Origin of the sequence: Tenacibaculum xiamenense, from assembly GCF_964513065.1 — a bacterium.
Lineage (GTDB): Bacteria > Bacteroidota > Bacteroidia > Flavobacteriales > Flavobacteriaceae > Polaribacter > Polaribacter xiamenense.
In genome coordinates, this window is sequence record NZ_CAZEQU010000018.1 from 5,442 (window position 1) to 19,843 (window position 14,402).

Below are 14,402 nucleotides of genomic sequence, written 5' to 3' on the forward strand. Positions count from 1 at the left end.
GTTAAATCATTTATTCATTATGATTGATGAGTTAAAGATGGATACTAATAGTACAGTAGCTTTTACAGCACCTTTTACCTTCGATATTTCGGTATGGCAAATGTTAAGCGGTCTTTTATGTGGAGGACGAATTGCAATATACTCAGAGGAAGATCTTTTAGCCATAGATGAATTCCAAAATTCATTAATAAATAACACAGTAAGTCATCTTCAGTTAGTTCCATCATACGTTTCTAGTTTATTAGAAAATAGCGAAGTCGTTCCAGGTTTATCTGATTTAGCATACTTCCTAGTAACTGGAGAAGCTGCTACGAAATCATTATTAGATAAATGGTTCTCATTATATCCGAATGTTCCTGTTGTAAATGCATATGGACCAGCAGAAGCTTCAGATGATATTACACTACATATCATGAATGAATCTCCAACGGGAGCTGTGGTTCCAATCGGAAAGCCAGTGGCCAATATGGATGTATATGTGGTAGATAGCTTTGATAATTTATGTCCAATTGGAGTTGTCGGAGAATTATGGACAGCAGGAATTGGAGTTGGTCGTGGATACTTGAACAGAGAAGAGCTTACCAAAGAAAAATTCATAGAAAATCCATTCAAGCCAGAAGGAGGAAGGTTATACAAGACAGGAGATTTAGGGCGTTGGTTACCAAATGGAACTATCGAGTTCGTTGGTCGTTCTGATGATCAGGTGAAAATAAGAGGGTATCGTATTGAATTAGGAGAAATTGAAAATGCCTTATCTGTTATTTCTGGAGTTCAAAGCAGCTGTGTACTTGCTAAGAAAGGACCGAATGGAATAAATCGTTTGGTTGGTTATGTAGTAATGGATACCGAATTTGATAAAGAAACAATCCTAGATGATTTATTAAACAGCTTACCAGAATACATGGTTCCTGCCTTATGGGTAGAATTGGATGAAATGCCACTAACTCCGAATGGAAAGATTGATAAAAAAGTTTTACCAGAACCTGATACTTCAATGCTGTCAACACAGGAGTATGTTGCTCCACGTACACAAACGGAGGAGCAACTGGTTGAAATTTGGCAAAATTTATTGGGAGTAGAAAAAGTAGGAGTTCGTGATAACTTCTTCGAATTAGGAGGTCATAGCTTATTAGCCACTCGATTAGTATCAATCATTAGAAAAGAACTAGAAGTAGAATTGTCAATTCGAAACATTTTCAGGTTTACTACCATAGAGGAAATAGCATCATATTTAGATTACAAAGCACAAAGTCTTAAGGAAGACGAAGAGGAATACAGTATAAACATTGAGATATAAAATTAACTAAACAAACATGGACATTATAAGTTTTTTACATAGACTTGATAAGGAAGGTATAAAGCTGGTTTTAAAGAATGGGGCTTTAAATATTAAGGCGAATGCTGAAATTAATCCAGAAATAATACAAGAATTAAAATCCAATAAACAACAAATAATTGATCATTTAACTGCATATGAAGAAGAAGGGGCAACAAATGAATTACAATTACCAAAAATAATTGCCTATAATAAAGAAAGTATAGATCGTATTCCTTTATCGTTTAATCAAGAACGATTGTGGTTTTTAGATCAACTAGATGGAAGTGTTGAATACCATATGCCAACGGTTATCCGTTTAGAAGGAACACTAAACATTGCAGTATTGGAACAGGCTTTCAAAACTATTGTGTCACGTCATGAGGTATTACGCACAAATATCTTAGCCGATGAAGGTAAAGGTTATCAGGAAGTTGTTAGTTCAGATAATTGGTCTTTAGATCAGGTTAATAATATTGACGAAAATGGATTAACCGAAACCTTAATTAATTATATCAGTGTTCCTTTCAATTTAGCTTCGGATTATAAATTTCGTGCATGTTTATATCACTTAGAAAACGACAAATATGTCTTAGCTTGTGTTTTTCATCATATTGTAAGTGATGGATGGGCAGAAGGAATTTTGATAAATGAATTCATGACATTGTATAGTGCTTTACAAGCAGGAAAGTCAGTTGAATTACCTGAGTTAACATTGCAATATTCGGATTACGCAATTTGGCAGCGAGAGCATTTAGAAGGTGAAATTTTAGACAGTCAAATAGCATACTGGAAGAGAAAACTAGAAGATGTTGACACGTTAACATTACCAAAAGATCACAAACGAGCTACAATTTCGAACAAAGAAGGAGCAAACTTAGTTTTACAGTTAAATAAAAAACTAAGGGATGATTTACAAGCCTTATGTAATCAAGAAGGAGTAACATTATTTATGTTATTGTTATCCGCTTTCAAAGTATTATTATCTCGCTATAGTGGCCAAAATGATATATGTGTTGGAACTCCAGTGGCAAATCGTACACAGGCTGACTTGGAAGGAATGATTGGTTTCTTTGTAAATACATTGGCATTGCGTACTGATTTAGAAGGAAATCCAAGTTTTAAAGAATTACTGAAAAAAGTAAAGACAACCACATTAGATGGTTATGATAATCAGTTGGCACCTTTTGAAAAAGTAGTTGACAGTGTGCTTACTGACAGAGATATTAGTACAACTCCTTTATTCCAAGTAATGTTTGTATTACAAAATACAGCTCCTGCAATATCAGAAGGAGGAGAAGCATTAGATTTAGGAGGCGTTGAAATTTCTGGATATGAATTTGAAGGAAGAACAGCTAAATTCGACCTTACATTAGATATTTCTGAAAGTGATTCAGGTATTGTTTTAGATATGGCATATCGTACAGCTTTGTTCGATGAAACCACAATAATGAGAATGCTAACTCATTATGAAAACCTGTTAACCGCTATCGTTGATAACATTGCTCAACCTATTGATGATTTATCTGTATTAACTTCCGAAGAAGAAAATCAGTTGTTACATGTTTATAATGATACATCATTTGAATATCCAAAAGGTTTAACAATTATTGATTTTTTCAAAGAAAATGTGGCAAAAGCTCCAGATGCTCTTGCAGTTTCATTCGAAGGAAAAACAATTACCTACAGAGAGTTAGACAAATATTCTAATCAACTAGCCCATTATTTAATAGAACAAGGAGTTCAAAATGATGATTTTGTAGGTATTTGCATGGATCGTGGTTTAGAATTGGTGGTTGCTATTTTAGCAACTCTAAAATCGGGAGCAGCTTACATACCAATAGATCCAACATATCCAGAAGATCGTATTAATTATATGCTTTCAGATGCTAACATTACTCTTGTATTAAGTGATACAATGAGTAGCGAGGTGTTGACTGAAAGTGAGGAATTATCAATCATACGTCTTGATAGTGATTGGAATACAATAAGTACATATCCAGAAGTAACTGTTGATAGAGAGATAACAACTGATAGCTTGGCTTATGTGATTTATACTTCTGGAAGTACAGGAAAGCCGAAAGGGGTTATGGTTGAACATAGAAATTTAGTTCACTTATGCTTCTGGCATCAATCAGCATTTTCAGTAACGGCTTCAAGTAAAGGAAGCTTGTTCGCGGGAGTTGGTTTTGATGCAAGTGTTTGGGAAATATTTCCATATTTATTATCAGGGGCAAGCTTATATCCTATTACAGGAGAAAATCGTTACGACTTAGAGTTGTTTTCAACATTTTTAAATGAAAATGAAATAACACATGCCTACATACCAACAATGTTATGTGAGAGTTTTATAGATGCAGATATCTCTTTACCAAACACAACAATCTTAACTGGAGGAGATGCCTTGTCTATAAACAAAGAAACATCTCTTACCATTTACAATAACTACGGACCAACAGAGGCAACAGTAGTTGCCACGTATTGCAAAGTTTCTCCAACAGATAGTAGTAATGAAAAACCTCCGATTGGAAAGCCAATTAGCAATGCACAAGTTTATATTGTTGATTCAGCAATGAATTTATCTCCTATTGGAGTTGTTGGAGAATTGTGTATCGGAGGTTCAGGAGTCGCTAGAGGTTATTTAAACAGAGAGGAACTTACAAAAGAGAACTTTGTCAGTAATCCGTTTAAAAAAGAAGAAAGAATATATAAAACGGGCGATTTGGTACGCTGGTTGCCTGATGGAAATATCGAGTTTGTTGGAAGAAAAGATACACAGGTAAAAATTCGAGGGTATCGTATTGAACTAGGAGAAATAGAAAATGCTTTATCAAATTTAGATGTAATTAGTCAATCGTGTGTTTTGGCTAAACAGGATGCAAACGGAGTAAAACGTTTAGTTGCATATATTGTTCCAACGGAAGAACTAAATAAAGAAGAAGTTCAGCAAGAACTAAAGGAAGTTTTACCAGAGTATATGGTTCCGTCTATCTTGATAGAGTTAGATGAAATGCCTTTAACATCTAATGGAAAATTAGATAAAAAAGCATTACCAGAGCCTGATGGAACGATGTTATCTACCAAAGAATATGTTGCTCCGAGAAATGAAGTAGAAGAACAGCTGACAGTTATTTGGCAAGATTTGCTAGGTGTTGAAAAGATTGGTGTTTACGATAACTTCTTTGAATTAGGAGGTCATAGTTTATTAGTTGTTCAGCTGATAGCAAGATTACAAAAAATAGATTACTACATTCAGGTTAAAGATCTTTTCTCAAACCCAACGATTGCATCTCTGAGTAAAAAAGTTTCTTCAGAAGGAGATTTTTATGAAGTTCCAGCTAATGGAATTACTAAAGACACAGATCTAATTGTTCCTGAAATGGTTCCTTTATTAGATTTTAGTCAAGAAGATATCGATAAAGTAGTATCAAAAATACCTAACGGTGTTGCTAATATTCAAGATATTTATCCTTTATCTCCACTACAAGAAGGAATCTATTTCCATTATTTAATGAGTGATAAAGAGGAAGGAGATCCATACGTTTTATCTGACTTATTAGTATTTACCGATTTAGAAAAACGAAACTCTTTTATTGAGGCATTACAGTTTGTAATGAACAGACACGATGTATTGCGTACTTGTGTTTTAAGTGATGGTTTACCAAATCCAGTTCAAGTAGTATTAAGAGAAGTTGAATTGTCTATAGAGAATTTGATTATTGACGAATCAAAAGATGTTTTAGAGGAATTACAAATACTATCCGCTCCAGGAAATCAATGGATGGATGCCTCGAAAGCACCTTTATTGAAGTTGAAATTAGCCAATGATGAAGAAAAAGGTCATTATTTCTTGTGGGTAAATCACCATCATTTATTGTTTGATCATGTTGGATTGGACAAAATAATTGAAGAAATAGCAATTTATACGGAAGGTAAAGCAGAAAGCTTACCTGAGCCTGTATTATACAGAGAATTTATAGGTCATACCTTACATTTACAAGCAACTAACGATAGCGAATCTTATTTCAAAGACTTGCTAGGAGAAATTGATGAACCGACCTATCCATTCGATTTATCAGATGTTCAGGGAACTGGAGGTAATGTTGAAGAAGCTATTGTAAACTTACCAGAAGAATTAAGTTTGAAAGTTCGTAATGTCTGTTCAACCTTAGGAGTAAGTCCTGGAGTACTATTCCATGCAGCTTTCGGAATTGTTGTTGGAAAATGTAGTAATAAAGAGTATGCTCTTTTTGGTTCATTACTATCAGGACGTTTACAAGGAAGCGCTGGAGCGGCAGATTCGTTAGGTCTGTTTATTAATACATTACCATTTTTTATAGAATTAGAGGGAAGCGCTAAGGAATATATCTTAAAAGTTAAAAATGCCTTAGGATTATTGCTAACCTACGAGCAAACACCACTATCGTCTGTTCAAGGTTGGAGTGGAATCTCCAATGAAGTACCATTATTCAGTGCCTTATTAAACTTCCGTCATTCCCCAGTAATTTCTGAAGAAGAAATTACAGAAGATTCAGTGGATCTAGGAGTGAGTCTTGTTGAAGCACATGAACGTACAAACTATCCTTTCTCTTTGGATGTTGATGATTACGGAGCCGATTTTGCATTAAAGGTACAAGTACATGAAAGTTTAAGTGCAAATGCGGTGCTTTCATATATTGTAGAAGCAATATCAGGATTAGTAACTGGAGTTCAAGAGAAAAAGAATGTGGCGCAAATAACAATTCTATCTGAAGAAGAGAGAATAGATATTTTGGAAGGATCCAATGGAAATGAAGTAGCTTATCCTTTCGAAGAAACCGTTGTTGATTTGTTTACACAACAAGTGGAAAAAACACCAAATGCTGTTGCGGTAACTTTTGAAGGAGAAAAGTTAACATACAAGCAATTGGATGAACGTTCAAATCAGCTAGCACATTATTTATTAGACAAAGGAGCGAAGCCAGAAGATTTAATAGGAATCTGTTTAAATCGTGGATTGGAAATGTTAATTGGTGTTTTGGGAATTTTAAAAGCAGGAGGAGCTTATGTTCCTATGAAACCAGATTTCCCAGAAGATCGAATTACTAGTATTTTGGAAGATACTGCGTGCAATTTATTAATTACTGATGTAGCTAGTCAATCAGTATTAGCTTCATTTGAAGATATTGAATTGATTGTGTTAGATGATAACTCATTCATTGAATCGAAGTATCCAAGTTCATCAGCAAATATTGCTATAGATTCAAACTCTTTAGCTTATGTGATTTATACTTCAGGGAGTACAGGAGTTCCTAAAGGAGCAATGATCGAGCACACAGGATTGTTAAACCATTCATTAATAATGGTCGATGAACTTGAAATGACTAATGAGAGTGTTGTGGCATTTACAGCTCCATTTACTTTCGATATTTCTGTGTGGCAAATGCTAAGCGGATTGTTATGTGGAGGATGCATTGCAATTTACAGTGAAGAAATGATTTTACATATTGATGAATTTCAAAATTCACTGTCTGAAAACAAAGTAAGTCATCTTCAATTGGTTCCATCGTATGTTTCTAGTTTATTAGAAAGCGATACCAATACAAAGGGCTTAGATAATTTAGCATATTTCTTGGTAACAGGAGAGGCAGCTACAAAATCACTATTGGATAAATGGTTTGCTTTATATCCAACAGTTCCTGTAGTAAATGCCTATGGACCTGCTGAGGCTTCTGATGATATCACTTTACATATTATGCATGAATCTCCAAAAGGAGCCGTAATTCCTATCGGAAAACCGGTAGCGAACATGGATGTGTATGTTGTTGATTCTTTCGATAATTTATGTCCAGTAGGAATAGTTGGAGAATTATGGACTAGCGGAATTGGTGTAGGTCGAGGATATTTAAAGAGGGAAGAATTAACCAAAGAGAAGTTTGTTGAAAACCCATTTAAATCAGAAGGAGGACGTTTATACAAAACAGGAGATTTAGGAAGATGGTTACCAGATGGTACTTTAGAGTTTGTTGGACGTTCAGATGATCAAGTGAAGGTTCGAGGTTATCGTATCGAGTTAGGAGAAATAGAAAATGCATTATCTGTTGTTACAGGAATTCAACAAAGCTGCGTATTAGCTAAAAAAGACATAAACGAAATCAATCATTTGGTAGGTTATGTGGTTGTTGAAGACTCATTGAATAAGGAAGCCATACAGGAAGAACTGAAATTGAGTTTGCCAGAGTATATGGTTCCAATGATTTGGATAGAACTGGATGAAATGCCATTAACACCAAACGGAAAGCTAGATAAAAAAGCACTTCCAGAATTAGATGGAGCTACTTTGTCAACTAGAGCATATGTTGCTCCCAGAAATGAAAAAGAAGAAAAAGTTGCTGCTGTTTGGAGAAAATTGTTTGCTATTGATAGAATAGGAATCAATGATAATTTCTTCGAATTAGGAGGTAACAGTTTATTGGTTATTAAATTAATCTCTAAACTACAAAATGTTGGATTTAACATAGGAGTTAAAGAAATCTTCTCGAATCCTACTATTGCAGGTATCAGTGAAAATCTGCTGTCTGGTGAGTCAATCTATCATGTTCCACCAAATGGAATAACAGCAGACGTAACGCAGATTACTCCAGAAATGGTTCCTTTATTAGATTTTGAACAAAAGGATATCGATAAAATTGCAGACAATGTTCAAGGTGGTGTTTCTAATATTGAAGATATATATCCATTATCACCATTACAAGAAGGAATCTATTTCCATCATTTAATGAGTACGAAGGAAGAAGGAGATCCTTATGTACTACCACATTTAATGGCATTTTCAGATGAAGAAAAACGAAATTCATTTATTGATGCATTACAATATGTAGTAAATCGTCATGATGTATTACGTACAAGTGTAATTAGCGAAGGTTTACCAAAAGCAGTTCAAGTTGTGCATAGAGAAGCACAACTATCAGTTGAAAAATCGATTATAGCTGATGATGTTGAAGATGTAATCGCTGAATTGAAAAGAGAAAACGCAGCAGGTAAATTATGGGTTGATGTTTCAGAAGCTCCATTGATGAAACTGAAAGCAATAGATGATCCTAAAAATAACGGCTATTACTTAGTGTTATTGGAGCATCATTTAATGTTCGATCATATTGGAGTTGAAAAGGTTGTTGACGAGGTTACAATGTGTTTATTAGGAGAACATTCGAATCTTCCAGAACCAGTTTTATATAGAAACTTTATAGGTCATACATTACATCTACAAAAAACAAATGATAGCGAAGCTTATTTCAAAAATATCTATACAAATATTGAAGAGCCTACCTATCCATTTGAATTGGTTGATGTCAAAGGAACAGGAACGAGTATTCAAGAATCTAGTATAATTTTACCAGAGCAACTTTCTAAGAGTATTCGAGAAGTAAGCACTAAATATGGAATGAGTCCTGCGGTGTTATTCCATGCTGCATTCGGATTGGTTATTGGAAAATGTAGTAATAAAAACCATGCTATTTTCGGGTCTTTATTTTCGGGTCGCTTACAAGGCTCTTTAGGAGTAGAAGACTCTTTAGGTATGTTTATTAATACCTTACCATTTTTAGCTCGATTAAATGGAAATGTTGCTGAGTACATAAATTTAGTTAAGGAACACTTAAATGGATTATTACCATACGAACAAACACCATTATCAAGCATTCAATCATGGACTGATATTCCAAATGATGTACCTTTTTTCAATGCATTATTAAACTTCCGTCACGGAAACCTTTCAACAACAAATGACGGAGAGACGGAACCTGTTGATTTAGGGGTTTATATGATTAGTAGTGAAGAAAGAACAAATTATCCATTTAGTTTAAGTGTTGATGACTATGGCGATGATTTTGGTTTAATTGCTCAAATAGAAGAAAGTATTCCTGCAGATCGTGTTACTTCTTACATGCAAGAAGCGTTACTTCAATTGTTGGATGGATTGAATAAGAATATAAATGTAACTGACTTATCCATATTAACTGAGGAGGAGGAAGTACAATTATTAAAAGAGTTTAATGAAACTCTTACTGAGTATCCTGAAGAAAAAACAATTATTGATTTATTCTCAACTCGAGTTGAACAAAATCCAGAAGCGATTGCTTTAGTTGATCAAGAAGAAAAGTTAAGCTATAAAGAACTTGACGAGCTTTCGAATCAGTTATCGAACTACATTTTGGCCAATCACACAATTAATAATGAAACTTTAGTAGCAGTAACACTAGAAAGAAGTAATTGGTTAATCGTTTCATTTTTGGCAGTCTTAAAATCAGGAGGGACTTATGTTCCAATAGATCCATCATATCCAGAGGAAAGAAAAGAATATATTAAAACAGATAGTAATAGCAGTTTTGTTATTGATGAAGCGTTTTTAACATCTTTCAAAAAGGATATAGAAAAGTACGATGGTAGTGCTCCGAATGTGGTCGTTAAAGCAAATGATTTGGCTTATGTTATTTATACTTCAGGAAGTACAGGGAAACCTAAAGGAGTAATGATTGAGCATTACAGTATTATAAATACGATACTGTCGCAGATTGCCGATTTCTCTATTGATACCAATGATAATTGTTTGCAATTTGCAAGTCCTTCATTTGATGCTTCTATTTGGGAAATAGGAATAGCCTTATTAAGTGGTGCTAGTTTGTGTATTGTAAGTGAGGAAGGTAAATCGGATGTATCCTTATTTAAAAACTTCATACAAGAACAAACAATTACGTTTGCAACCTTACCACCTGCATTTTTACAATTATTGGAAGTTGAAGACGTACCTACCATAAAAACACTGGTTACCGCTGGGGAAGCAATTCCATTAAAACTCGCAAAGGCTTTTTCTGAGAATTATAATTATGTAAATGCTTATGGACCAACAGAAACCAGTATTTGTGCAACAACATTCAATGGAAAAATAGGAGACCTTGTTCCAATTGGAAAACCTATTCATAATACGGAAGTGTATATTTTAAATGACTCAAATGAGTTATTACCTTCTGGAGTTGTTGGAGAGCTTTGTGTTGGAGGAAGAGGTGTTGCTCGAGGCTATCTTAACAGAGAAGAACTTACCAATGAGAAGTTTATTCAAAATCCATTCAAAGAAGAAGGGCGAATTTATAAAACAGGTGATTTAGCCAAATGGTTGCCAGACGGTTCTATCGAATTTATAGGAAGAAAAGATAATCAGGTTAAAATTCGTGGATATCGTATTGAACTTGGAGAAGTAGAGAATGCATTGGCGACTTTAACAGAGGTAAATCAATGTTGTGTCCTAGCAAAGAACGATGCCAGTGGAAATAAGCAATTAGTTGCCTATGTGATTGTAGAAGGAGATTTTGATAAAGAGATTTTACAAGACGAACTTCTCAAAACATTACCAGAGTACATGGTACCTATGATTTGGGTTGAACTAGAAGAGATTCCTGTAACAAGTAATGGTAAATTAGATAGAAAGGCATTACCAGAACCTGATGGTTCAATGTTATCTACTCAAGAATATGTAGCTCCAAGAAATGAAACAGAAGAACAAATAGTAACGATTTGGCAAGAATTGTTGAATATTGAAAAAATTGGAGTTTATGATAATTTCTTTGAATTAGGAGGTCATAGTTTATTAATAGTTCAACTAATATCTCGATTACAGGGAATTGGTTATCATACCACAGTAAATGATATCTTTTCAGAGCCTACCATCGCTGGAATTGCTGAAAAAGTATTGTCTGTTGATGCAATGTACGTGGTACCTGCAAATAAGATAACAGAAAATATAGATCAAATTATACCTGAAATGCTTCCGTTATTACAAGGTTTTGATCAAGAAAATATTGAAACAATCGTAGCGCAAACTAAAGGAGGAGTTGCTAACATTCAAGATATTTATCCTTTATCTCCATTACAAGAAGGAATTTATTTCCATTATTTAATGAGTAATGAAGAGCAGGGAGATCCTTATGTTCTTCCAAATTTATTGTCATTTTCAAGTAGTGAAAAGCGATCAGTATTTATAGAAGCACTGCAATTTGTTGTAAATCGTAATGATGTTTTACGCACTAGTGTAATAAGTGAAGGTTTACCTCAGGCGGTGCAAGTTGTACTCAAAGAAGCATCGCTTCAAGTAGAAGAGTTAACTTTTGATTCGAACATAGAAATAGAATCAGAATTAAAGAAAATGCTAGAGCCTGGTAAAAACTGGATAGATCTTACCGAGGCACCAATATTACAGTTAAAATCGGCAGATGATACTGCATCGGGTAAATATTACTTATTAATAAATCAACATCACTTGATTTTTGATCATGTTGGTTTAGAGATAATTATTTCTGAAATCGAAATGTATTTATCTGGAAAAGCGTCAATGCTTCCAGAACCAGCATTGTATAGAGAATTTATCGGTCATGTATTACACTTACAATCAGAAAATAATTCAGAAGTTTATTTCAAAGAATTATTCGAAGATATTGATGAACCTACCTATCCTTTTGAGCTAGCAACCGTTCGAGGTAATGAAAGCACAATTAAAGATGCAAATGTTGTATTATCGGAAGAATTAACAGAGGAAATTCGAAAAGTTAGTGTTGAATTAGGAATAAGTCCAGCGGTTTTATTCCATGCCGCGTATGGAATTCTTGTTGGAAGATGTAGTGGTAAAGAATATGCAGTATTCGGATCATTATTTTCAGGACGTCTTCAAGGATCAGTTGGTGCAGCTAACTCACTTGGGTTATTTATCAATACGCTACCTTTCTTAGTTGAGTTAAAAGGAAATGTAACCGAGTATGTTCAAACAGTAAAACAAACATTAGGTGATTTGCTACCTCATGAACAAACACCATTACCAAAAATTCATGGCTGGTCTGGTATTTCAAATGATGTACCATTGTTCAGTGCATTATTTAATTTCCGTCATTCTGAAATTTCAACAGAAGAAGTAGAAGCCGATGGTGATATGATGGACTTAGAAATGGATTTGATAAGTGGTCATGAAAGAACGAATTATCCTTTTGGAGTATATGTTGATGATTATGGAATAGGTTTCGGAATAACGGTACAGGTTGATGAAAGTATTGATCCTGAAAGTATTCTTACTTATATGCAAGAAGCTCTAACTGGACTGCTAAGTGGATTAAAATCAGAAGAAACAGTAGCAATAAACAGAGTAGGTATATTACCTGAAGAGGAAGAACTTCAACTTAGAGAAGAGTTTAATACTGCCGAGGTAAATTATCCAAGAGATAAAACATTAGTAGACTTATTTATAGAGCAGGTAAAGGATACTCCAAATGCTGTTGCCGTAGTTTATGAAGGAGTAGAATTAACTTACAAAGAGCTGGATAAAAAATCAAATCAATTAGCCCGTTATTTAAGAGAACAAGGAGTACAATCAAATGACTTAGTAGGGATTTGTTTAGAACGCAGTTTGGAAATGATTATCGGTATTCTGGGAATCTTAAAGTCTGGAGGAGCATATGTTCCTGTTGATCCAGATTATCCTGAAGATCGTATCGATTATACCTTAACGGATGCTGGTATTCGTTTGGTGTTGAGTAGTAAAGCGAGTAAATCATCTTTAAAAAATAGAGAAGAATTAAAAGTAGTGTCTCTTGATGAAGATTGGAGTGCTATTTCAGAGTTTTCTACAAGAAAGTTAAGTTACAAAGGAATGACACCTAATGATCTTGCCTATGTAATTTACACTTCAGGAAGTACAGGGAAACCTAAGGGAGTATTGATAGAACATATAAATGTAGTTCGCTTATTTGTTAATGACGAATGTTTGTATGATTTTTCTCCGAATGATGTGTGGACTTTATTCCATTCATTCTGCTTTGACTTCTCTGTTTGGGAAATGTATGGAGCATTATTATTTGGAGGACGTTTGGTAATTGTACCGAAAGCAGTTACCAGAGATATGGCTTCTTATACGCAATTGTTGGCCAATGAAGGTGTCACAGTTTTAAATCAAACACCAAGCTCGTTTTATACGCTACAAGAGGAATTTTTATCGGCAGATATAAGTTCAAATACCATTCGTTATGTGATTTTTGGAGGGGAGGCATTAAATCCTACCTATCTAAAACTGTGGAAAGAAACTTATCCAGAATGTAAATTGATTAACATGTATGGTATCACAGAAACTACGGTTCATGTTACCTACAAAGAAATTACCTCAGCTGAAATTTTAACGCCAGCAAGTACAATCGGTGTTGCAATTCCTACATTAAGTTGTTACGTAGTCGATAACCACTTGAATTTGGTTCCAAAAGGAGTTATTGGAGAGCTCTGTATAGGTGGAGCTGGTGTTGCAAGAGGGTATTTGAATAGAGAAAAGCTTACAAATGAACGATTTGTTGCAAATCCATTTAGTAACGACAATAATTCACAACTTTATAAGTCTGGTGATTTAGGACGTTGGTTACCAGATGGTTCTATTGAGTATATCGGAAGAAAAGATCATCAAGTTAAAATCAGAGGATACAGAATTGAGTTAGGAGAGATAGAAAGTGCCTTATTAGCCATTGATTCTATAAATCAATGCTGTATATTAGCGAAGGAAGATGCTACAGGTACAAATCAACTAATCGGCTATATTGTTGTAAATGGAGCATTGGATAAAGAATTTTTACAAGAAAAATTAAAAGAAAGCTTACCAGACTACATGATTCCTACTATATGGATAGCACTAGATGCTATGCCATTAACATCTAATGGTAAATTAGATAGAAAATCATTACCAGATCCTGATGGTAGCATGTTCTCAACAAGAGAATATGTAGCCCCACGTAACGATATCGAAGAACAATTAGTTGCCATTTGGCAAGAATTGTTAGGTGTCGAAAAAGTAGGGGTTTATGATAACTTCTTCGAATTAGGAGGCCATAGTTTATTGGCGACTCGTTTAATTTCAATTGTTAATAAAGAACTAGATATAAAGATTGAGATCGTAGACATTTTTGAATTCGATTGTATAGAGCAATTAGCAAATTACATAGGGGTAATTTCTCTTAACAAGATCGAAGACGAAGATGAATATGTGACAACAATTAGTATATAAAAAAGAATCAAACAAACAAGAATCAAC

At 34.3% G+C, this 14,402-nt stretch carries 3 protein-coding genes (1 of these 3 only partly in view); all 3 read left to right on the plus strand.

All coding sequences use genetic code 11. The annotated features are described in order from the left end of the window. Tightly spaced (at most 16 nt apart), the 3 genes in view from ACKTTV_RS08865 to ACKTTV_RS08875 form a layout consistent with a single transcriptional unit that may run on beyond the window. Nucleotides 1-5: the 3' end of an amino acid adenylation domain-containing protein gene (locus ACKTTV_RS08865; protein WP_456243522.1), read on the plus strand. 5,431 nt of this gene lie to the left of the window's left edge; 5 of the gene's 5,436 nt are visible here — the last part of the coding sequence; its start codon lies beyond the left edge, outside the window; the stop codon is at nt 3-5. Between the two features lie 14 nt (nt 6-19). Next, the gene (locus ACKTTV_RS08870) at nt 20-1,297 is read left to right on the plus strand and encodes an AMP-binding protein (RefSeq protein WP_408030482.1); all 1,278 of its coding nucleotides are present in this window, start codon (nt 20-22) and stop codon (nt 1,295-1,297) included. Nucleotides 1,298-1,313: 16 nt separating this feature from the next. Next, nucleotides 1,314-14,375, plus strand: coding sequence for an amino acid adenylation domain-containing protein (locus ACKTTV_RS08875; RefSeq protein ID WP_408030483.1), 13,062 nt, complete (start codon nt 1,314-1,316; stop codon nt 14,373-14,375). Nucleotides 14,376-14,402: the final 27 nt, after the last annotated feature.

What these genes read in the sequence shown, in the direction of transcription:
- ACKTTV_RS08870 (WP_408030482.1), top strand. Translation starts at nt 20, where the DNA reads ATGATTGATGAGTTAAAGATGGATACTAATAGTACAGTAGCTTTTACA.
- ACKTTV_RS08875 (WP_408030483.1), top strand. Translation starts at nt 1,314, where the DNA reads ATGGACATTATAAGTTTTTTACATAGACTTGATAAGGAAGGTATAAAG.